Annotated in this window: 21 protein-coding genes; 10 read left to right on the forward strand and 11 right to left on the reverse strand. The window is 70.6% G+C overall.

The window, feature by feature from the left end; translation table 11 throughout:
* Positions 1-188: 188 nt before the first annotated feature.
* The 4 genes from ald to AABM36_RS01175 all read right to left on the reverse strand — a co-directional run bounded on the left by ald (position 189) and on the right by AABM36_RS01175 (position 4,651).
* On the reverse strand, positions 189-1,277 hold the full coding sequence (gene ald / locus AABM36_RS01160; protein WP_101888237.1) for an alanine dehydrogenase: 1,089 nt from the start codon (positions 1,275-1,277) through the stop codon (positions 189-191).
* A 201-nt stretch (positions 1,278-1,478) separates the two neighbouring features.
* Positions 1,479-1,901, reverse strand: a complete 423-nt coding sequence (locus AABM36_RS01165) for a DUF3151 domain-containing protein (RefSeq protein WP_259860483.1) — start codon at positions 1,899-1,901, stop codon at positions 1,479-1,481.
* Positions 1,902-2,024: 123 nt separating this feature from the next.
* Positions 2,025-3,047 (reverse strand): class II fructose-bisphosphate aldolase, encoded by a 1,023-nt coding sequence (fbaA, locus tag AABM36_RS01170; protein WP_423446798.1) that lies wholly within the window; start codon positions 3,045-3,047, stop codon positions 2,025-2,027.
* A gap of 224 nt (positions 3,048-3,271) precedes the next feature.
* Complete coding sequence (locus AABM36_RS01175; protein WP_423446800.1) at positions 3,272-4,651, reverse strand: lipase family protein; 1,380 nt, start codon at positions 4,649-4,651, stop codon at positions 3,272-3,274.
* Between the two features lie 280 nt (positions 4,652-4,931).
* Between AABM36_RS01175 and AABM36_RS01180 the strand changes: the two genes are divergently transcribed.
* Together AABM36_RS01180 and AABM36_RS01185 are read left to right on the forward strand one after the other, a co-directional pair.
* Positions 4,932-6,068: a diaminopropionate ammonia-lyase gene (locus AABM36_RS01180; protein ID WP_019309825.1), complete on the forward strand. Its 1,137-nt coding sequence runs from the start codon at positions 4,932-4,934 to the stop codon at positions 6,066-6,068.
* A gap of 147 nt (positions 6,069-6,215) precedes the next feature.
* Complete coding sequence (locus tag AABM36_RS01185) at positions 6,216-7,124, forward strand: LysR family transcriptional regulator (protein WP_019309824.1); 909 nt, start codon at positions 6,216-6,218, stop codon at positions 7,122-7,124.
* Here the strand turns inward: AABM36_RS01185 and AABM36_RS01190 are convergent.
* Together AABM36_RS01190 and pyrE are read right to left on the reverse strand one after the other, a co-directional pair.
* Positions 7,109-7,747 carry a TrmH family RNA methyltransferase gene (locus AABM36_RS01190; RefSeq protein WP_019309823.1) on the reverse strand — a complete coding sequence of 213 codons (639 nt, stop codon included), beginning with the start codon at positions 7,745-7,747 and terminating at the stop codon, positions 7,109-7,111. The genes AABM36_RS01185 and AABM36_RS01190 overlap by 16 nt on opposite strands.
* Positions 7,740-8,321 carry an orotate phosphoribosyltransferase gene (gene pyrE, locus AABM36_RS01195; RefSeq protein WP_019309822.1) on the reverse strand — a complete coding sequence of 194 codons (582 nt, stop codon included), beginning with the start codon at positions 8,319-8,321 and terminating at the stop codon, positions 7,740-7,742. The genes AABM36_RS01190 and pyrE overlap by 8 nt, the downstream gene beginning before the upstream one ends.
* 183 nt (positions 8,322-8,504) lie before the next feature.
* On the opposite strand from pyrE, the gene AABM36_RS01200 reads away from it, so the two are divergent.
* Genes AABM36_RS01200 through AABM36_RS01210 form a run of 3 tightly spaced genes read left to right on the forward strand, consistent with a single transcriptional unit; the run spans position 8,505 to position 10,313 of the window.
* Complete coding sequence (locus AABM36_RS01200) at positions 8,505-8,843, forward strand: helix-turn-helix domain-containing protein (protein WP_019309821.1); 339 nt, start codon at positions 8,505-8,507, stop codon at positions 8,841-8,843.
* A 40-nt stretch (positions 8,844-8,883) separates the two neighbouring features.
* Entirely contained in the window at positions 8,884-9,687 is an 804-nt protein-coding gene (locus AABM36_RS01205) for an ImmA/IrrE family metallo-endopeptidase (RefSeq protein WP_019309820.1), read from the forward strand.
* Entirely contained in the window at positions 9,684-10,313 is a 630-nt protein-coding gene (locus AABM36_RS01210) for a hypothetical protein (RefSeq protein ID WP_423446803.1), read from the forward strand. Before AABM36_RS01205 ends, AABM36_RS01210 begins: the two co-directional genes overlap by 4 nt.
* Before the next feature lie 174 nt (positions 10,314-10,487).
* Here AABM36_RS01210 and AABM36_RS01215 read toward each other — a convergent pair whose 3' ends face one another.
* The 4 genes from AABM36_RS01215 to AABM36_RS01230 all read right to left on the reverse strand — a co-directional run bounded on the left by AABM36_RS01215 (position 10,488) and on the right by AABM36_RS01230 (position 14,844).
* Positions 10,488-11,111, reverse strand: coding sequence for a thymidine kinase (locus tag AABM36_RS01215; protein WP_423446805.1), 624 nt, complete (start codon positions 11,109-11,111; stop codon positions 10,488-10,490).
* Positions 11,112-11,117: 6 nt separating this feature from the next.
* Positions 11,118-12,488, reverse strand: coding sequence for an agmatine deiminase family protein (locus tag AABM36_RS01220; RefSeq protein ID WP_423446807.1), 1,371 nt, complete (start codon positions 12,486-12,488; stop codon positions 11,118-11,120).
* A 130-nt stretch (positions 12,489-12,618) separates the two neighbouring features.
* Positions 12,619-13,548, reverse strand: coding sequence for a CPBP family intramembrane glutamic endopeptidase (locus AABM36_RS01225; RefSeq protein WP_423446809.1), 930 nt, complete (start codon positions 13,546-13,548; stop codon positions 12,619-12,621).
* Positions 13,549-13,638: 90 nt separating this feature from the next.
* The gene (locus AABM36_RS01230) at positions 13,639-14,844 is read right to left on the reverse strand and encodes a multidrug effflux MFS transporter (RefSeq protein WP_423446811.1); all 1,206 of its coding nucleotides are present in this window, start codon (positions 14,842-14,844) and stop codon (positions 13,639-13,641) included.
* A gap of 122 nt (positions 14,845-14,966) precedes the next feature.
* Here AABM36_RS01230 and AABM36_RS01235 point away from each other — a divergent pair, with 122 nt between their 5' ends.
* The 3 genes from AABM36_RS01235 (at position 14,967) to AABM36_RS01245 (ending at position 17,645) form a co-directional block, all read left to right on the forward strand.
* On the forward strand, positions 14,967-15,560 hold the full coding sequence (locus AABM36_RS01235; RefSeq protein WP_423447881.1) for a TetR/AcrR family transcriptional regulator: 594 nt from the start codon (positions 14,967-14,969) through the stop codon (positions 15,558-15,560).
* Between the two features lie 134 nt (positions 15,561-15,694).
* Entirely contained in the window at positions 15,695-16,582 is an 888-nt protein-coding gene (locus AABM36_RS01240; protein WP_423446813.1) for an EamA family transporter, read from the forward strand.
* A 142-nt stretch (positions 16,583-16,724) separates the two neighbouring features.
* Complete coding sequence (locus AABM36_RS01245; protein WP_423447883.1) at positions 16,725-17,645, forward strand: NADP-dependent oxidoreductase; 921 nt, start codon at positions 16,725-16,727, stop codon at positions 17,643-17,645.
* Between the two features lie 212 nt (positions 17,646-17,857).
* Here AABM36_RS01245 and AABM36_RS01250 read toward each other — a convergent pair whose 3' ends face one another.
* The gene (locus AABM36_RS01250; protein WP_423446815.1) at positions 17,858-18,616 is read right to left on the reverse strand and encodes an SDR family NAD(P)-dependent oxidoreductase; all 759 of its coding nucleotides are present in this window, start codon (positions 18,614-18,616) and stop codon (positions 17,858-17,860) included.
* 265 nt (positions 18,617-18,881) lie between these two features.
* Here AABM36_RS01250 and AABM36_RS01255 point away from each other — a divergent pair, with 265 nt between their 5' ends.
* The gene (locus AABM36_RS01255; protein ID WP_423446817.1) at positions 18,882-20,927 is read left to right on the forward strand and encodes an AMP-binding protein; all 2,046 of its coding nucleotides are present in this window, start codon (positions 18,882-18,884) and stop codon (positions 20,925-20,927) included.
* The gene (locus AABM36_RS01260; protein ID WP_121241471.1) at positions 20,924-21,484 is read left to right on the forward strand and encodes a GNAT family N-acetyltransferase; all 561 of its coding nucleotides are present in this window, start codon (positions 20,924-20,926) and stop codon (positions 21,482-21,484) included. Before AABM36_RS01255 ends, AABM36_RS01260 begins: the two co-directional genes overlap by 4 nt.
* Positions 21,485-21,487 lie beyond the last annotated feature (3 nt).

Genomic DNA, 21,487 nt, shown 5'->3' on the forward strand with positions numbered 1-21,487 from the left:
GTCCAGGGCGCGAGCCCTCCGGCCACGGCACCGGCTTGCGCCGGCGAGGGGGGCGGTGGACGCGGTGGGCGCCCCTCCATGACACCGGCACCGGCCGCCGCAGGGAACGTTCCCCGCGGCGGCCGGTGCCGGCGCGTCGTCGTGCGCGGTGCCGCACCGCGCGCGTGGTGCAGCCCGAGCCGCGGCGCTCAGACCGCCGAGGGCAGGTCCGGGAAGGTCTCCGCCACGCCCGGCGTGTGGAGCTTGCCGCCACGCGTGGAGAGCCCGGTGGCCAGAGCGGCGTCGGACTCCAGGGCGGCGTCGATGCCGCCGGCGAGGCGCATGACGTACGGCGTGGTGGCGTGCGTGAGGCCCTGGGTGGCGGTGACGGGCACCGCACCCGGGAGGTTGGCCACGCAGTAGTGGCGGATGCCGTCCACCTCGTACACGGGGTCGTGGTAGGAGGTGGGGTGGGTGGTCTCGAAGCAGCCGCCCTGGTCCACGGCCACGTCCACCATGAGGGCGTGCGGCTTGAGCAGGGACAGGTGCTCGCGCCGCACGAGCTTGGGGGCGGCGGCACCCGGGATCAGCACGGAGCCGACCACCACGTCCGCGCGGGGCAGCTCCTCCTCGATCCGGTGGGCGTCGCTCATCAGGACACGGGCGTGGGGGAACAGGGCGTCCAGCTGGCGGATGCGGTCCCCGTTGGCCTCCAGGATGGTCACGTCCGCACCGGCGCCCACGGCGGCGCGTGCGGCGTGCTCGCCCACGGTGCCGCCGCCGATCACCAGCACGGTGGAGGGGACCACACCGGGCACGCGGCCCAGCAGGATGCCTGAGCCGCCGGCGTGGAACTGCAGGTGGTGCGCGGCGTTGGCGATCGCCAGGCGCCCCGCGATCTCGGACATCGGGCGCAGCAGCGGGAGGGTCCGGCCCACGCGCACGGTCTCGTAGGCGATGCCGGTGACGCCGCTGTCCAGCATGGCCTCGGTCAGCTCACGGCTGGCCGCGAGGTGCAGGTACGTGAACACGGTAAGGTCGGAGCGCAGGAACCCGTACTCCGCGGGGATCGGCTCCTTGACCTTCACGAGCAGCTCGGCCTGGGCCCACGCCTCCTCCTGGGAGGTGAGCTGCGCGCCCGCCTCGCGGTAGTCGTCGTCGGAGAACCCGGCCCCCAGACCGGCGCCCTTCTCCACGAAGACCTCGTGGCCCTGGGCGGTCAGCGAGGTGACCATGGTGGGGGTGAGGCCCACACGGGCTTCTTCGGGCTTGATCTCGCGGGGGACGGAGATTCTCATGACGGCACGCTCCTCGTGGGAAGTCCATGGGCGGCGCGCAGCACGAGGGGATGTACTCGGACTCCGCGCTGAGCCCCTGATGTGTCCCCATTGTGTCCCACGGGACTGACAGGGAGCAGGGGCCCTCCCGAATGTGACCGAGCGCCCGCCCCCACACGGGAACGGGCGCTCGGGAGCCGCACGGCGCGGCGGAGACAGAGGTCAGCGGGCCTGGATCTGCGCCGCCGCCTCCGGGTCCGAGTCGTTCAGGAACTTCTCGATCCGGGCAGCCTCGTCCGACTCACCGATCTGCGCGGCGGCCTGGCCGAGCGCGGCGAGCGCCCGCAGGAACCCGCGGTTGGGCTCGTGCGCGTACGGCACGGCGCCGTGGCCCTTCCAGCCGTGGGCGCGCAGCGAGTCCAGGCCGCGGTGGTAGCCCACGCGCGCGTACGCGTAGCCCTCCAGGGTGCGCCCGTCCGCGAGCGCCTCCTCCGCGAGGATCGCCCACGGCAGCTGCTCCTTGGGGAACGCGGCGGCGAGGTCCTCGGCCTCGTCACCGGCCTCGAAGCGCGCGGTCATCGCCTCGTTCTCCTCCAGGTGCGTGGGCTCCGGTTCGTCCAGCAGGTTCTTGCCGAGCAGTGCCACGGTGGTTCCTTTCCACGGTCGTGCGGGGTTCGCTGCCACTGTACGCACGGTTCACGACGCCGCTCCACAGCACGGCGGCGCCCCGCACGCGGACGTGCGGGGCGCCGGAGAGAAACGTGCGGGCTACTTGATGGACGTGCCCGCGGATCCGAGGTCCTGGCAGGCCTCCACCACGCGGGCGGCCATGCCGGTCTCGGCCTCGGCGCCCCACACGCGGGGGTCGTACTTCTTCTTGTTGCCGACCTCGCCGTCGATCTTCAGGACGCCGTCGTAGTTGCTCAGCATGAAGCCGGCCACGGGGCGGGTGAACGCGTACTGGGTGTCGGTGTCCACGTTCATCTTGATCACGCCGTAGGAGACGGCATCCGCGATCTCCTGGGCGGTGGAGCCGGAGCCGCCGTGGAACACGAGGTCGAACGGGCGGTCCTTGCCGATCTTCTTCCCGACCTCGTCCTGGATCTCCTTGAGCAGCTCGGGGCGCAGGCGCACGTTGCCGGGCTTGTAGACGCCGTGGACGTTGCCGAAGGTCAGGGCGGTGATGTAGCGGCCCTTCTCGCCGGCGCCGAGCGCCTCGATGGTCTTCATGCCGTCCGCCACGGTGGTGTAGAGGGAGTCGTTGATCTCGCCGACCACGCCGTCCTCCTCGCCGCCCACGGCGCCGATCTCGACCTCCAGGATGATGTGCGCCTTGTTGGTGCGCTCCAGCAGCTCCTGGGCGATCTTCAGGTTCTCGTCCAGGGCGATCGCGGAGCCGTCCCACATGTGCGACTGGAAGATGGGGTCCTCGCCGCGGGCCACGGCCTTCTCGGACTCGGCGAGCAGCGGAAGCACGAAGCCCTCGAGCTTGTCCTGCGGGCAGTGGTCGGTGTGCAGGGCGATGTTGACGTCGTACTTCTTGGCCACCTCCCGGGCGAACGCGGCCATGGCCAGCGAACCCGTGACCATGTCCTTCACGGAGGAGCCGGACCAGTACGCCGCACCGCTGGTGGAGGCCTGGATGATGCCGTCCGAACCGGCCTCGGCGAAACCGCGGATCGCGGCGTTGAGCGTCTGCGAGGAGGTCACGTTGATGGCCGGGTACGCGAAGCCCTTCTCCTTGGCCCGGTCGATCATCTCGGAGTAAACGTCAGGGGTTGCGATGGGCATGGAGTGCTCCTTCTTCTGGGTTCCCGATGCACGGTTGGACCGTGGCCTGAGGCCTGTTCCCAGTCTAGGCGACCAGGGGCCTGGCTCCTGTGGCGCGGATCATGATTCGACCGCCGTCACATGCTTTTTTGCAGGTCCGCGGCGGGCACGACGCCGCCGCACCAGCACCGCGCCCCGGTCCCGCGTGTTTGCGGTACCGGGGCGCGGCAGCTCAGCTCACGGCCTCACAGCCGCCAGCACGAGCTGGTTTGCGGGATGCCGTTGAAGCGGGCGTCCAGGTAGGCGAGCATCGAGGGGATGCCCTCCACGTAGCCGCCCAGGTGGGTGGGGGTCACCAGTGTCTGCAGGGACACGTTCGTCCCGGCGGTGCACCAGCTCTTGGCGAGGTTGCGCCCCGCCTGGTAGGGCACGACGTCGTCCGCGAGCCCGTGCGCGACCCGCACCGGCACGGCGGGGTGGCGGCCCGTGGCACCGTTGTCCTGAGCCTTGAGGTACCCCTTCAGCTCGGGGTCCTCGAGCAGCTGGGAGAACGAGCGGCCGTCCGCCGTGAGGGTCGTGGAGGGCACCAGGGCTTCACCCAGGACACCCCCGATGACGCAGCTCTCCTGCGCCTTGTCGTAGCGCTTCTGCCCCTCCGCGTTGAGCTTGCTCCGCACGTCCACCCCGGAGTCCTGGGCGGCGCCCATCACGTAGAAGGACAGGCCCGTGAACAGGCTGGAGTCGATCTTCTTGCCCGTGGCCACGAGGTCCGCGGGCGGGGCACCCACCCACGCGCTCTTGATCTTCAGCTCGGGGGCGTACTGGGGTGCCATCTCCACGGCGGAGGCGGTGGCTCCGCCACCCTGCGAGTAGCCCACGGCGGCCACGGGCGTGGTGGCGTCCATGCCCTTCACGCCGAGGCGCTGCGCGGCACGCACCGCGTCCAGCACGGCGTGGCCCTGGTCCACCCGGTTCATGTAGGTGTGGGCGCCCTCGGTGCCCAGGCCGATGTAGTCCGGGACCACCACGTTGTACCCGGCGTTGACCAGCCCGGCCAGGCTGATGCCCTCGTAGTTCATGCCCATGGCCAGCTGGCGGGAGGGGGCGCACGGGTCACCCATGCCCTGCGTGCCCGGGGACAGCACCACGAGCGGGCGCGGACCGGCTTTCTTCCAGGCGGCCTTGGACTCCAGCACCGTGCCGGTGGTGGGCACGGCCTGGTTCTTGCTGTTGGTGGTCTTGTACATGATGCGCGTGGAGGACGCGTTGGGCTTGATGAGCTTGACGGGGTCCAGGTAGAACGTGGACGGCTCCGAGCGCACCACGTCCCCGTCCGTGGCCGGCAACTGGGCCGGGGTCTCGTAGAACGCGCCGCCCGTGGTGGCGGAGAGCTTCTGCAGCGCCTGCCCCCGAGCCACGTCCTCCCACGTGAGACCCTCCTCCTGCAGTGCCTGGCCCTGGGCGGAGCGTGGCAGCTCCGAGAAGCCCCCGACCGGCGGCGGACTCGCCGGAGTCTCCGCATGTGCGGACTGCAGACCCGTCAGCAGCAGGCCGATCCCCAAGGCAAGAGCACCCGCTGAGCGTCGGAGGGGCATGGGCCGTGCAGTCGTTGAAGTGGGAGCCATGTGAACCTCCCGTGATGTGACGTGACTCACGTAACTGTACGGCAACTTGGAAACCCCGGCCAGGGTCCGAAAGACCACGTGTTGCCCCTCATTTGCATGCAATGACATGGGCTTGTATGGGCCATCCACTCCCGCCCTCGAGGGCAGCACACCCGTTCAGACACCACGGTGCCGACCACCCGAGGGGGTCGCACCCTCCGGTCAATTTGAAGCAGCACAGGAAAATTACGTGTAGAAACTACTGCTTTTCTTATGCATCAGACGCCGGGAGCATGGAGACATGACCACCTCACACACCGCCTCCCCGTATCTCAACGTCCGCGCCGCCCAGTGGCGCACCACCCCCGGGCGGGCCTCTGCCCACGAGCTGCACCGCAGCATGACCGGCTACGCCCCCACCGCCCTGCGCGAGCTGCCCGCCCTGGCCGCGGAGCTCGGCGTGGGCCGGGTGTTCGTCAAGGACGAGTCGGACCGCCTGGGCCTGCCCGCCTTCAAGATCCTCGGTGCCTCGTGGGCCGTGTGCCGCACCGTGGCCCAGCGGATCGGGCTGCCCGCCGAGAACATCACCGTGGAGAGCCTGCGGGACGGTCTGCGCGCTGCGGGCTCCCCCCAGCTCACGATCGTCACCGCCACGGACGGCAACCACGGCCGCGCCGTCGCCCGCATGGCCGCCCTGCTGGGCCTGCGCGCCCGCGTCTACATCCCGGGCGGTGTGGGTGACACCGCCGTGCGGGCCATCGAGGCCGAGGGCGCCCCGGTCGTCTTCGGCGGCCCCTCCTACGACGACGCCGTGGCCACCGCCGCGCGCTCGGCCGCCGGTCCGGACGAGCTGCTGGTCCAGGACACCTCGTGGCCGGGATACGAGGAGGTGCCGCGCTGGATCGTGGAGGGCTACATGACCCTGTTCGCCGAGGCCGACGAGCAGCTTGCCGCCGCGGGCGCCCACGGCCCGGACCTCGTGGCCTGCCCCGTGGGGGTCGGCGCCCTGGCCCACGCCATGGTGGACCACTACCGGGGCGTGGCCCGCAGCACGGCGGCCCTGCTCACGGTGGAACCGCGCACCGCGGACTGCGTGGCCCAGTCCTTGCGGGCCGGTGAGCCCGTCACCGTGGACACCTCTGCCCCCACCATGATGGCCGGACTCAACTGCGGCACCCCGTCCGGGATCGGGTGGCCCACCATCCGGGACGGCGTGAGCGCCGCCGTCTCCGTGACCGAGGACGAGTGCCGCCGCGCGGTGGGCGACCTGCAGGGACTGGGGCAGGACTCGGGACCGTGCGGAGCGGCGTCGTTGGCCGGGGTGCGCGAGCTGCTGGGCGCGCCGGGAGCGCGCGACGAGCTGGGGCTGGACAAGGACTCCGTGGTGCTGCTCATCAGCACGGAGGGGCTCGGCGCCAACCCGTTGCCCGCCGCGTGACACACTGAGCCACGAGACAGGGGCCTCGGCCCCGCAGCGCCTCTGACGGGGGCGTAGCGCGCACGGCGACGCCCCAGCGTCGTCACCCCGCGCCCTGCCGTCGCACCGAAGCGCCGTACCGACCGGACCCGCCCGAGAGGAGACCCCGTGCTGAACGTGGACCGGCTCAGGATCCTGGCCGAGCTCAGCCGCCTGGGCACGCTCACGGCGGTGGCCGAGACCCTCTCGTACAGCACGTCGGCGGTGTCCCAGCAGTTGCACCAGCTGGAGAAGGACGTGGGTGCGGCGCTCGTGGAACGGGTGGGGCGGCGGCTCGTGCTGACCGATCAGGGCACCATCCTGGCCGGGCACGCCCGCACGATCCTCGCGGACCTGGAGCGCGCGGAGGCGGACGTGCTCGCCGCCGCGAGCGAGCCGCGCGGCACGGTCACGGTGGCGGCGTTCCAGACGGTCGCAACCACCCTGGTGCCGGCCGCGCTGGGCATCCTGCGCCGCGAGCACCCCGGGGTCGAGGTGGTCTTCCGGCTGGGCGAGACCGACGAGGCCCTGGCCGCACTGCCCGGAGCGGGCGTGGACGTGGTCATCGCTGAGAGCTACCCCGGCGCGGTCACGCCGCCCACGCCCGGGGTGGTGCTGGTGCCGCTGCTCGAGGATCCGCTGCGGGTGGCCATGAGCGCGGAGCGGGCGGCCCTGCTGGACCCGGGCCAGGACGTCCTGGCCCAGCTGGCCGACGCCGCGTGGGCCGGCGAACCGCAGCACACCCCGCCGCGCGCGTGGCTGGGTGAGCAGTGCCGACGCCGCGGCTTCGAACCGCGCGTCACGTGCGTCTCCGAGGACCTCTCGGTGCAGGCGGCGTTCGTGGCGGGCGGGCACGCGGTGGCGGTGCTGCCTGAACTGGCACTGGGCTCCGCTCCCGAGGGGATCGTGACCCTACCCCTGGGTTATCCCCCACCGTGCCGCACGATCACCGCGGCGTGGCGGGAGAGCGCGCGGAACCACAGAGCGGCGCAGGCGGTGCTGGAGGCGCTGGGGAAGGTTGTTCAGCCGACCCGCTGACCGAACACGTGCCGGCGGATCCAGGCGTGCATTGTTACCGCGGCCGCGGCCCCCGCGTTGATCGAGCGCGTGGAGCCGAACTGCTCGATGGCCAGCACCGCGTCCGCCTGGTCGACGAGCTCCTCGGAGACCCCCGGGCCCTCCTGGCCGAACACCAGGACGCAGCGCTCGGGCAGCTCGAACGTCTCGATCAGCTGCGAGCCGGGGACGTTGTCGATGGCCAGCACCGCGAGCCCCTCGCCGCGCGCCCACTCCACGAACTCCGCGACGCTCGCGTGATGGCGCACGTGCTGGTAGCGGTCGGTGACCATGGCCCCGCGACGGTTCCAGCGGCGTCGTCCGATGATGTGGACCTCGCGCGCCAGGAACGCGTTGGCGGTGCGCACCACGGAGCCGATGTTGAAGTCGTGCTCCCAGTTCTCCACCGCCACGTGGAAGGCGTGGCGCCTGGAGTCCAGGTCCGCGATGATCGCGTCCATGCGCCAGTAGCGGTACGGGTCCGCCACGTTGCGACGGTCGCCGTTGCGCAGCAGCTCGGGGTCCCAGTGGTCTCCAGTGGGCCACTCGCCGGGCCAGGGGCCCACGCCGACCACGCGGTCAGCGGGAAGCTCCGGCTCAGTCAAGCCCCAGCTCGTCCTTGGAATAGGCGTACAGGCACGGCACGCCCGCGGTCTCCTCGATGCGCTCCTTGGCGCCGGTGCGGCGGTCCACGATCACGGCCACGGCCACCACGTTCGCGCCCGCCTTCTGCAGGGCCTCCACCGCGGTCAGCGCGGAGCCACCGGTCGTGGAGGTGTCCTCCACGACCACCACGTTGCGACCCTTCACGCTGGGGCCCTCCACCTGGCGGCCCATGCCGTAGGATTTCTGGGCCTTGCGCACCACGAACGTGTCGATCGCGCGGTCCTGGTCCCCGGCGGTGCGCATGATCGCGTGGCCCACCGGGTCAGCGCCCATGGTGAGGCCGCCGGCGGCGTCGAACTCGATGCCCGCCTCGTCCAGCAGACCCAGCATCACCTGGCCCACGTAGCGGGAGGCTTCGTGGTGCAGCGTCACCCGCCGCAGGTCCACGTAGTAGTCCGCCTCGATGCCGCTGGCCAGCGTGACCCTGCCCCGCACCACGGCGAGGTCCTTGATGAGGTCGCGCAGGCGCTCGCGGGCGGTGTCCAGGTCCACGGGAGAGAAGTCGGTGCTCATGCGCCCAGCTTACGGGCCCGGGCGGCGCGGCAGCGGGGACGACGCATACCCGGAACGCTGGTGCGGCGCGGGCGGGCGACGGGGCACCCTGGGGACCCAGCACGCCACCATGAGTGTCGCCTCACACGCCCTCGGCGCGTAGACTGAATCAGTACATCTTCCACTGATTCACAGGAGTTCACCGTGCCATCCCCCACCGTCGGACAGCTCGTGGGAGCTGCCCTGGCAAGCTCCAACATGAGCCAGCGCTCCATTGCGGACGAAACTGGCATTGCCCAAGCGGCCATCTCCCGCATCATCAACGGAACCCGCCAGGCCAAGACAACCGAGCTCATACTGATTGCCCAGGCAACTGGCCACACCTATGCGCAGCTGACGGGTGGCGGAATCGCCGAAGACCAGATCTCCTGGGCCGCTCGTTCCACCGAAGGTTCCGGCATGGCTGACATGAAGAAGGCCGTCATGGACTTCATGGATCTTGACGCGTACCTGACCGACCAAGCCATCTCGACCGCGGTGTGACCCCGTGCCGCACCAGGTAGCACATGAAAAAGAGGCTCAGATGGCCGCCCAAGGTTTCCGGGAACGGAACAATTTGGGCTCGCACCCGCTGGGGGATCTGATCCCCATCATTGAGCGGGCAACGGGCATAGATGTGGCCGTACTCGCCGCTGGCCCTGATGAACACGGTTTGGCGGCCAGGTCCCCTGAGACGGGAACAACGTTCATCGTGGTGGCAGCAACCGACAATCCCATGAGGCAGCGAAGCAGCCTGGGTCACGAGTTGGCGCACGTGGAGTTCGAGGACTGGATGCCGGGCCGGGAACTCGAGAAACGTGATCCCGTCGAGGTGCGCGCGGATGCTTTTTCGCGTCACTTGCTGCTGCCCCAGGCTGCCATTTACGACGTCTTCGGAAATCGGCGCACCGTGACCGAAGCAGACCTGTCCATGCTCGTGCAACTGTTCCAGGTGTCCCCAGCCATCGCGGCCATCGCTCTCCATCAGGCCGGTCTCGTAGATGCTTCGCGGAAGAGCGAATGGCTCAAGATGTCAACACCGCAACTCGCCGCACGACACGGCTGGGGTGACCAGTACAAAGCGCGGCAGGCGGAGTCCCGACAAACCAGAGCCCCGCGGCGTCTGCTGGCACGAGCGATCGAGGGATATGCGGAGGGTGTGGTGTCGGTTCAGACCATCGCCCGGTTGCGAGGTCTGCCAGCGAACGTCGTGGAAGACGAGCTGGCCGAGTCCAACGTCATGCCGCGCACACAAGAGATAGTGCGAGACGATCCTCGAAGCCTCCCCCAGGCCCCCGTGGACCTCGCGTTCTTGGACGATCTCGACGACTCGAATGGCACTGCATGACTACCCGGCCGATCGTTGACGCGGGCCCGGCGCTGAACTTTTTCGCCGCAGGCCACGAACGCCTGTTCTTCGCGTGCATGGGCGGCGTCAGCGTTCCCGAGACAGTCCGGGACGAGGTCTTGGGCAAAGCCGCACGCGACAGCAGGTTCCAGCACGCACAACGAGTGGTGTCCAAGTTGCCGGAACAGCTGTGGCAGGTTCTGCCCGATACTGTGACGAGCGACCTCGACCAGGTCATCGTGCGACTGGAACGCATGCCCATGACGCAACGGCTCCGAACACGCAGGGACCTCGGGGAAACCATGGTGATCGCCCACGCCGTGGCGGCCGCCCAGAAGGGCCAGGAAGTCTGGATCCTGATCGACGAGATCCGCGGCACGCAGGTCGCGTCCGCAGAAAAACGCCGCCTGGAAAGATTGCGCCACGGCGACTCATCCGTGGGCGCCCTCAAGATCATGAGCACCGAGCAGGTCCTGGAGGCCGCTGTTCCACGCGGACTCATCGAGAACCGTGGTTCCATGCGGAAAATCTACGGACAGCTGCGCTCCTTGGACGACGGGCTACCACCCATCGAGAGCACGGGGTTGCTGACCAGGGAACTGTGGCGGAGGTCACCACCAGCATGATGTCCGGCTTGCCCGGCACATCGTTTGCGGCGTTTCCGTGAGGCCTCGCTCACGCGAGCAGCACGGCGACGGGGCCCGCTCACCCCACGTGGACGGCCGCGCGCAGACCGGACTCGGCCCGCCGAGGTGCCGTGGCAGGGGAACCCGAGCAGCGGCGTCGTCAGCGCACGGGCCTCAGCCCAGCCTGCCGCCGGACTCGCGCAGGTAGCACGCCGCGCACAGGGACTCGTAGGTCACGGCCACGCCGTCGATGGCCACCTGGTCCCCCTCGAACACGAAGTCCTCCCCCACCTTGCGGGTGTTGAACACCGCCTTGCGGCCGCAGCGGCAGATGGTCTTGAGCTCCTCGAGCGAGTGCGCGAGCTCCATGAGCCGCTCGGAGCCGGGGAAGGACCGGGTGCGGAAGTCGGTGCGGATGCCGTAGGCCATCACGGGAACCTCGGAGAGCACCGCGATGCGCAGCAGGTCGTCCACCTGCTCGGTCTCCAGGAACTGCGCCTCGTCCACGAGCAGGCAGGCCACGGGCTGGGCCTCCACGTGCTCGAGCAGGGCGTCCGGGTCGTCGCCCAGGGCGTGGCGCTTGAACAGCCCCGTGACGCTTTCTCCCGGCGGGATGAGGAAGTCCACGGAGCGGGTGACGCCCAGGCGGGAGAGGATCTGGTCCTCACCCTTGGTGTCCACGCGGGGCTTGGCGAGCAGCACGCGCTGCCCGCGTTCCTCGTAGTTGTACGCCGCCTGCAGCAGCGCGGTCGACTTGCCGGAGTTCATCGCGCCGTAGCGGAAGTAGAGCTTGGCCACGGTCGGTCAGTCTATCGACGCGCGCAGCCACGCCGTCGACGGGCGCGGCCAGCGCTGCACGCGGCCGTCCTCGCAGGCGACCTCCACGGCGTACTCGAGCTCCCCGGAATTCGAGCCCTGCGGCAGGTGGGCCGTGTACTCCCCGTTCAGTGCGGTCTCCCGCATGGGAGTGCGGGTGGCCTCCGCATCGCCCGCCCGGCGGCTCAGCAGGGTCACCGTCTTCACCCGGGTGCCGCCGCAGCCCTCCGCGCGCACGCGCACCAGGGAGGGGTTCTCCGGGCCGGGGCGGCGCACGGACACGTGCACCATCTGCGGGTCGAACACACCTCTCACACGGCAGTGCAGCACGTCCCCGTCCCGCCAGCCGGTGGGGCCCGTGTTGCGGGGATTGCGCACCGCGTGGGGCTCCTTGTCGAAGGAAAACGTGTACCCACGGACCTCGTAGCCCGGCATGGCCGCGCGCCACTGCTCCAGGGCGGTCTCGTCCTCCGGGATGCCGTAGCGCGGCACGTAGACCACCTTGTTGAGGACCACCGAGTTCACATAGGGCGCGAGTCCGCCGTGGGGGCTGATGCCGGTGTCCATGCGCAGGATCTCGAAGGGTCGCCCCCAGCGGGTCAGCAGCGGTTCCAGGTGCTCGGTCACGATGGCGTCGTAGCGCGCCCGCAGCGGGTGGTCTGCGGGCGGGCGCAGCACCAGCAGCCGCTCCTCGTCCAGGACCTTGAGCAGGCAGTCCGCGTGCTGGATGCCCCAGTTCTCGTAGTCGGGCAGCACCACGTGCTCGCTCATGCCCGTTGCAGCGGAGGCGTCCTGGCGCACCTCGTCCCACGTGGCGCCGTCGAACGCGTTCTCGGCCACGAGCACCTGGGTGCTGATGAGCAGGTCGTGGCCGTCCGAGAGCACGTTGCCACCCGTGAAGGCGTGCGGGAGCTTCTCGAACGGCAGCCCCAGCGCCCGTGCGAGCGCGGGCTGGGCCCGCTGGTCCACGGGCTCGTACTCGAGCGCGGCGAGGGGTTCACGGTCCGCGGTCTCGAGCGGGGCGCCCGGCTCGTGGGCCGTGAACGGGGTGGCGTAGACGTACCGCGGGCCCACGCACCACAGCTGACCGTGCTCGTCCATCACCGGGTGCGGGCCCCAGTCGCGCACCCACACGGCGTCGTCGCCCTGCGGGGCGCGCACGAACGTGACCCGGTCCGGGGAGACGCCCTGGGACGCGAACCACGCGGCGGCGTCGTTCTCCGAGGCGGCGTCCGTGACGAGAACCCAGAGGTGCTCGTCCAGCGCGAGGTCCCGCAGCAGGGCTCCCGGCAGGGCCGCGGGCCACGTGACGAAGGCCCCGAGCGCGGGCTCCCATTCGGCGACAAGTCTTTTCTTCACGGAACCCAGCCTTTCACGCGGAGCCTGGATGTGGGCCGCACCACGTCGCAGTGGTCCCGAAGTGCGAGACCGGTGACGGAGCCCTCGCGGGTTCCGACGCCGGTCCGGACGCCACGGCGCAGCGGCTGCGTCAGGCCGCGTGCACGCGACCGGTGGACGCCTGACGACGGCGCCCCACGATCACCAGCACCACTGAGCTCGCAATGAAGATCAGCAGCGGGATCACGGAGCCCTCCAGGCCGAAGGTGCCCCCGGTGAGCAGAGCGGAGCTGCCCTCGTGCGGGGTGTAGTGGGCCACGGAGGTGCCCACCTGCGCGTGGGAGACCGGCGCACCCCACAGGTTGCCCTGGCTCCAGTTCCAGAAGGCGTGGAACGCGCACGCGCCCCACAGGTTGCCCGACACCCAGACCCACAGCCCCAGGAACACGGCGACGGCGCACAGGTTGCCCCAGGCAACCCAGGTGAGACCGCCGTTGGCGCCGTGCAGGACGGCAAACACGATGGTCTGGATGATCATGGCGGCCACCAGACCCCAGCGGGGCGCCACGGCCTGCGTGAGGAAGCCGCGGTCCGCGATCTCCTCGGTGGAGCCCTGGATGGCGAAGCCCACGAGCAGCACGAGGGCGGGAAGCAGCATGCCCCACGTGGGGCTTCCCAGACTTGCGGTGCCCAGCAGCAGGTTCACCAGGACCGTGAAGGTTGTCAGCGCCACCCCCACAACGGCACCGATCAGAATCTGCTTGCCAGCCGGGCCACGGAAGCCGAGCGACGCGACGGGGCGCTTCTCCTTGAAGCGCACCCACGCGAAGAACATGAGCATGGGCAGCAGGAAGCTCGCCGTGAACAGCAGCTGCCCACCGAAAGTAGTCGTGGGCAGCATGAGCGCCAGCGGGGCCACGGGCAGCTGGCCGAGACCCATGATGAGCAGGGTGACGATGATTGCCACAACGGGACCCGTGGGCCGGCGGGCCTCGGACATCCCCTCCACGGCGGGTCGAGCGGTGCGGGCCCGGGGTGTGGTCTGCACCCCGGGCGCGTGGTCCGCACTGGATGCGGTCATGGGGTTCTCCTGAGGATGTCGGAACATGGACAGGCGTGCGCTCGACAGCCTAGACGGCCTGCGGTGCGGACCTCTCGGGCGCCGCGACCGTCAGACTCGGCGGGTCGGAGCGGACCACCGCGCCGCCACGAGGGCGATCCCGAGGGAGACCACCGCGACCCCGAGCATCGTGGCGGCCCACGCCCAGGGGGCGAGCGCCGCGGGGAAGGCGATGAGCGCCGTCGTGAGCGCGCCGGAGAGGAACTGGGTGGCGCCGAGCAGTGCGGAGGCCGCACCCATGTTCGTGGTGGCCGAGGACATGCACAGGGACATGAACGCGGGCTGGCACGCGCCCACGCCGAGCAGCCCGAACCCCACGCTCAGGGCCAGCAGGAGCAACGAGTCCGTGAAGACCGCCGCGCACGAGGCCAGGATGCCGCCCGAGACCATGACGAGCATGCCGAAGACACCCAGCTGGCCCGTGGTCAGGCGGTGCGCCAGGCGGTGGCCCATGACGGCCCCGCCCACCGAGGCGAAGCCCGTGACGCCGAAGATCATGCCGAAGTCCGCCTGCCCCACGCCGTAGTGGTCCTGGTACACGTAGGACGCGCCCCCCAGGTAGCAGAAGAGGTAGACGTACGTGCCCGCCAGCGCACCCAGGGGCACCAGCATCCGCCGCGAGCGCAGGTGCCCGGCGTAGGCGCGCAGCACGGGCCCGAAGGCCAGCGGCGTTCGACGCTGCGCGGGAAGGGACTCGGGCAGCCACCGGGCCACGACGCCCAGGGACGCGGCCCCGATCAGCGCGAGCACGAGGAACACCGGGCGCCACCCGAAGTACTCGCTGATCCACCCGCCCACGGCCGGGGAGATCATGGGAATCGCGGAGGTCACGGTGACGAGCACGGCGAAGGCGCGGGTGGCGGCGTCGCCGGAGACGCAGTCCCGAACGGCCGTGTTGACCGCCACGAACGCCATGGCCGCTCCCGCGCCCTGCAGCATGCGCGCCACCACGAGCACGGTCATGGACGGGGCCACGGCGGCCAGCAGGCAGCCGACGACGAAGATGGCGAGGCCCAGCAGCAGGGGACGACGCCGCCCGAACGCGTCCGTCACGGGCCCCGCCACGAGCTGCCCCGCGCCGAGCATCACGAGGTAGCCGGTGAGGGTGAGCTGGACCAGCCAGGACGGCGCGGCGAACTCGGCGCCGATCTCCGGCAGGGACGCGAGGTACATGTCGATCGCGAAGGGTCCCACGCCCAGCACGGCGGCCAGGGCGAGCAGGAAGGAGCGGGGCGGCCCCGCGGGGGTGTGAGTCACCTCAGGAGTGTCGAGAGCTGCTGTCATGGCTGAGCTTGCCTTGTCGCTGATTCTGCCCGCGCGGCGGGTGGCACCCGTTGAGGATATAGCATAGTTGTACGCCCGTACTAGTTTTGGGAGTGATGATCATCGCAGGCACCCAGGCCCGCGCCGTGGCGCGCAGGGCGGACATCCTCGCGGCCGCGTGCGAGCTGCTGGCGAGCGGCGGCACCGCGGCCGTGACCCACCGCCAGGTGGCCGAGAAGGCGGGTGTGCCCAACGGCTCCATCCGCTACTACTTCGCCACCCGGGACGCCCTGCTGCGGGCGTGCGTGGAGGACATCGAGGCCCGCCGGGACGCGGAGGCGCAGCGGGCGCTGACCGAGGCGTCTGCGGACCCCGACCAGCCCAGTGCGGAGGTCACCGCGCAGCGCATGCTCCGGGTCATCACCGGCAGGGGGCTCGGGGACGCACAGCTGCGCGGCACCCTGTGCTGGCTCGTGGACACCACCCGCGAGAACACGGAGCTGGCCACCGTGCTCGCGGAGGAGCGCGTGCGGCTCGAGGCCCAGGCCCGCGAGCTGCTGCGGCTCAGCGGGTTCACGGCGATCCCCGCCGAGCTGGTCATCTCCCTGGGCGAGGGCGTCATGTTCAAGCTGCACGTGGAGAACCGTTCGGACATCGCCCGGGAGACCGTGGCGGCCATGGCGGAGCTGCTGAGCTACCGGAGGGACTGAGCTACCGGCGGGACTGGGCTGTCGGAAGAGTTCACCGAGCATTCACCTGGCCAGCAGCTTGCCGTCACCTTCTGCCGACACAATTCGCTCTTCGATTCGCCCGCCCACCCCGGAATGCGCTCCAATGGACGGTGATGTCCACTCTCAGCGTGTCCCTGATCCTGCTGGCCGCCGTGGTGCACGCGGTCTGGAACATCCTGGCCAAAGGAATCCGCGGCAACGGGACCCTCTTCGTGTGGTGGTACGGACTGGTCTCCTCCGTGGTGCTGATCCCCGTGAGCCTGCTGGAACCCGGGGCGTGGCAGTCCTGGGGGTGGCCGCTCGTGGGCGCCGCCGTGGTCTCCGGGCTGCTGCACACCGTCTACGGCATCGCCCTGCAGACCGGCTACGACCGCGCTCCCCTGGGCGTGGTCTACGCCGTGGCCCGCGGCACCGGGCCCATGATCACCATGATCGTGGCCGTCCTGTTCCTGGGCGAGCAGCTCTCCCCCACGGCCGCCGCCGGCGCCATCGCCGTGCTCGTGGGCGTGGCCGTGGTCGCCACGTTCGGCACACCCACGTCCACGCGTGACGACGACGACGCCGCGCCCGCCCGAGGCTCCGCCCTGACCGGCGTGCTGTGGGGTGCCGCCGTGGGCGCGTGCATCGCGGGCTACACCCTGTGGGACGACCACTCGATGGCCACCCTGGACCTGCCGCCCGTGCTGTACTTCGCGCTGACCTCGGTGGTCCTGGTGCTCACCCTGACCCCCAAGGCGTGGCGGCAGCGGCAGGAGATGGCGCACTCGTGGACCGTGGACCGCAACCGGATCATCGCGGTGGGCCTGCTCTCCCCGCTCGCGTACATCCTGGTGCTGTTCGCCATGCAGTCCACCCCGGTGGCGCTCGTGGCTCCCCTGCGGGAGTCGAGCATCGTGGTGGGCTCACTGCTCGCGTGGTGGATCTACAAGGAGAACCGCCTGGTGCCGCGCCTCATCGGCTGCGCCGCGGTGCTCGCGGGCATCGCGCTGATCTCCGCCTGAGGCGGCCCACCGCCCGCCGCACCCCCGGGGAGGCGGGCGCTCGACGCCACCGGGCGGCGTCGTCCGACCAGGCACGATGAGAAACTTGCCGCGGCATGGAATAAGGCCCCCGCCCGGCTCGGTTGAACCGGACATGACCACGATGAAAGCGCAGACATATCAGCAGTACGGCGACACCTCCGTCCTGGAGCTCACCGACCAGCCCATGCCCAAGGTGGGCCCGGGCGAGGTCCTGGTGCAGGTCAAGGCCGCGGGCATCAACCCCGTGGACTGGAAGGTGATGTCCGGCGGACTCGATCCCATGATGAACGCCCAGTTCCCGGCGATCCCCGGCTGGGACGTCGCGGGCGTCGTCGTGGGCAAGGGCTTCGACACCCCCAGCGTGTCCGAGGGCGACGAGGTGATCGCCTACGCCCGCAAGGACTGGATCCACGGCGGCACGTTCGCGCAGTACGTCACGGTCCCGGTGCGCACCCTCGCCCCCAAGCCGGCGGCCCTGAGCTGGGAGCAGGCCGGCGGGCTGCCGCTCGCGGGACTCACCGCCTACCAGGTGCTCACGCGGCTGGGCCTCGCGGAGGGCAAGACCGTGCTGATCCACGCGGCCTCCGGCGGCGTGGGGAGCATGGGCGTGCAGATCGCCACGGCCTTCGGCGCGCGGGTGATCGGCACCGCCTCGGCCAAGAACCACGACTACGTGCGTGAGCTCGGCGCCGAGCCCGTGGAGTACGGCGAGGGCCTCGCGGAGCGCGTGAAGGAGCTCGCCCCGAACGGGGTGGACATCGTCGCGGACTTCGTGGGCGGCGTGGTGGAGGACACCCTGGCCGTGCTCGCGGACGGCGGCCAGCACGGCTCCATCGCGGACCCCGAGGTGGCGAAGCACGGCGGTCACTACATGTGGGTCACCCCGGACGCCGAGCAGCTCGCCGAGCTCTCCCGCCTGGCCGACGACGGCCAGCTCACCGTCCGCGTGGACCGCACTTTCCCGCTCGAGCAGCTCCCGGACGCCTTCACGGCCAGCCAGGAGGGCCACGCCGTGGGCAAGATCGTGCTGACGGTCGACTGATCTGCACCGTGCTCCCCGGGGGCCGCGCCGACCTCAGCGGCACGACCCCCGGGGGCTTTTTCCATCCAGGCCGGAGCCACGAGGCTCCGGCCACCACCTGACGATGCCTCGTCACGGATGACCGTGGCGAGGCATCGTCGTGGGCGGGGCCGTGCGGCGTCGTCGCCCGGGTGACTTGTGGCCCGGGCGCGGCAGGCGCGCGGCAGCGAGGATCAGCGCGGCGCCATGCGCAGGGCGCCGTCCATGCGGATGGTCTCGCCGTTGAGGTAGTCGTGCTCCACGATCATCCCGGCGAGCTGCGCGAACTCCGCGGGCTGGGCCAGGCGGTGCGGGAACGGCACGGACTCGGCGAGCGCTGAGCGGAAGTCCTCCCCCACGCTGCCGAGCATGGGGGTGTCCACGATGCCGGGGGCGATCGTCATGACGCGCACGCCCTTCGAGGAGAGGTCGCGGGCGGCAGCGATGGTCAGCGAGTGGACGCCGCCCTTGGACGCCGCGTACGCCGCCTGCCCGATCTGGCCCTCGAACGCCGCCACGGACGCGGTGTTGATCACGACGCCGCGTTGGCCGGCCTCGTCCACCGGCTCCTGCGCGGTCATCACCTCGGCCGCGAGCGCGAGCACGGTGAACGTTCCCACCAGGTTGATGCGCACCACGCGGTCGAAGAGGGCGAGGTCGTGCACGCCGTTGCGGCCCACCACGCGCGCGGACGGGCCGATCCCTGCGCAGTTCACCACGGTGCGCAGCGGGGCGATCTCCGCGGCCCGGGCGACGGCGGCGCGCACCTCGTCCTCGTTGGTCACGTCCGCGGCCACGTACGTCAGGCCCTCGACTTGGGGCGCCTTCTCGATGCCGCCCGGCAGGTCGATGCCCACGACCTTCGCTCCGCGCTCGATGAGCTGCGCGGCGGTGGCCGCTCCCAGCCCGGAGGCCGCCCCCGTGACGATCGCCGAAGTACCCCTGATGTCCATGTCCGCTCCTGCCGTTGTGGTGCGCGGCGCACGACGCCGCCCGTTTGCTGTCCCGGCCGATCGTACGGGCCCGGGCTGGGGAGTTCACCTCGGGGGACTCCCTCGACCCCTCGATATTTCCCGTGACACGGACCACATCCGGGCGGGTTCCTGCAGTACGTTGGGGGGAAAGTTCTCACCCGGACCCCTGGCGGCCGCACGGCCCCGGTGAACACCGTGGTTCACGGGCGCGGCACGGGGTCCCCGCACTGGAACGAGGATCCCCATGAGCGAGACCACCGCACCCCAGACCGCCGCGTCCGGGCAGTCCGTCACCGAGCGTTTCCGCGCCGCACGGGACCAGCTGCTGCGCCTGCGCACGGACCTGGACGCCGCCCACGCCGAGTTCGAGTGGCCGCGCTTCGACACCTTCAACTTCGCCCTCGACTGGTTCGACGCCCTCGGCGCCGGCGAGGAGGCCGACCGCGAGGCGCTGGTGATCGTCGAGGAGGACGGCACCCAGACCCGCCGCACCTACGCCGAGCTCTCCCGGCGCTCGTCCCAGCTCGCCACGTGGCTGCGCGGCCAGGGGGTGCAGCGCGGGGACCGGGTGATCCTCATGCTCGGCAACCAGGTGGAGCTGTGGGAGACCATGCTCGCGTGCACCAAGCTGGGCGCACCCATGATCCCCACCACCGTGATGCTCGGGGAGAACGACCTCCGGGACCGCGTGGAGCGCGGCAACGCCTCGTGGGTGGTCACCTCCCACAGCAACGCGCTGAAGTTCGCGGACGTCCCCGGGGACTTCACGATCATCCAGGTCCCGGATCAGCCGGACCACCGCGTGCGTCCCACCTCCGGGGCCTTCGCCTCCCCCTCCGCGGACGACGACGCCGCCCCGGCCGGTTCCTCGGGCCCCGGCACCTCCGGGGGCACCGCCTCGTCCACCTCCGGCGCGGACACCTCCTCGGGCACGACGTCGGGGAATGCCGCGAGCACCGTGGACGGTGCGGGTGGTGCGGAAGGCGGCGCAGCGGCGTCGTCGTCCGGGAGTGCGGAACTGGCGCCGATCGGGGAGCACCGCGTGCTGGACTATGCACGGTCCTTCAACGGACCGAAGACGTTCGAGGTGCTCGAGCCCTCCCCCGCGGATGCCACGCTGCTGCTGTACTTCACGTCCGGGACCACCTCGCTGCCCAAGCTCGTGGAGCACACGAACACCTCCTACCCGGTGGGGCACCTGTCCACGATGTACTGGATCGGGCTGGAGCCGGGGGACGTGCACCTGAACGTGGCGTCGCCGGGGTGGGCCAAGCACGCGTGGTCGAACTTCTTCGCGCCGTTCATCGCCGGTGCCACCGTGTTCCTCTACAACTACACGCGCTTCAACGCCGTGGCGCTGATGGACCAGATGGAGCGCGAGCACGTGACCTCGTTCTGCGCGCCGCCCACCGTGTGGCGCATGCTGATCCAGTCGGACCTGTCCCACCTGAAGAACCCGCCGCGCAAGACCGTGGCCGCGGGCGAGCCGCTGAACCCGGAGATCATCTCGCGTGTGAAGGCCGCCTGGGGCACGGACATCCGGGACGGGTTCGGGCAGACGGAGTCCTCTCTGCAGATCGCCAACACCCCGGGCATGCCCGTGAAGCCCGGGTCCATGGGCCGGGCGCTGCCGGGCTACGACGTGGTGCTGATCGACCCGAACACTGACCAGGAGAGCGAGACCGAGGGTGAGCTGTGCCTGCGGCTGGACCCCCGGCCGATCGGGCTGACCCCCGGCTACCACGGGGACCCGCAGAAGACCGCGGACGCGTTCCGGGACGGGGTCTACCACACGGGCGACGTGGTCTCGCGGGACGCCACCGGGGTGTTCACGTACGTGGGCCGCGCGGACGACGTGTTCAAGGCCTCCGACTACCGGCTCTCCCCGTTCGAGCTGGAGTCCGTGGTGATCGAGCACCCCGCCGTGGTGGAGGTGGCCGTGGTTCCCTCGCCGGACTCGATCCGTCTGGCGGTGCCCAAGGCGTACGTGGTGCTCGCGGACGGTCACGAACCCACCGCGGAGACCGCCGAGAGCATCCTGCACCACTGCCGCGTGAACCTCGCCCCGTACAAGCGCATCCGGCGGCTGGAGTTCGCGGAGCTGCCCAAGACCATCTCCGGGAAGATCCGCCGGGTGGAGCTGCGCCGCCGGGAGGCGCTGCTGCACCCGGACACGCTGGGGGACGCCGGGGCGGCGGCGGGTGGAGCGGGCGAGTCGACGAGCGAGACCGGTTCCGGCGACTCCGTGGAGTACGCGGACACGGACTTCCCGTCGTTGCGGGGTGAGTGAGTCTGGAAACTGACATCTGCCCGGTGTGGCACGAGGACCTGACGGGCGGACAGCTCTACCAGTTGGAACAGCTCTTCAACGCGGAGTACCGAGCCGACGAGGGCGCGTGGAACCCTGACGCGCCCTACGGCTACGCTCCCGCCGAACTGCACGTCATGGCAGTGGAGGGCGGGAGGGTCGTGGGTCACGTGGGCACCCAGCGACGGATGATTGTCGTGGGTGACCACGACGTGCTGGTTGCGGGCACCGGCGGAGTGCTGGTCTCCCCCTCGCATCGAGGCCAGGGCCTTGGTGTGCAACTGCTCGCTGAAGCTCAGGACGCCGCCCGATCCACTGCGCCGGCCGACTACGGATACCTCGGTTGTCGAGAGGAGGTGGTCCCGTTCTACGAGTCGTGTGGGTACAAGCGCCTTGAGGTCACCGAGCGGTTCCGTTCCCGTGGCGGTTCCGGTCACACGGTGGAAGAAACAGGCGCCCCGGTGATGGTGTGTTCTGGAACGCGGGATGTGGACACCTGGCCCAATGGCCGTATCGATCTCCGAGGTCGCTGCTGGTGACTC

It is taken from the genome of Kocuria sp. KSNUG, from assembly GCF_049532735.1.
Taxonomy (GTDB): domain Bacteria; phylum Actinomycetota; class Actinomycetes; order Actinomycetales; family Micrococcaceae; genus Kocuria; species Kocuria rhizophila.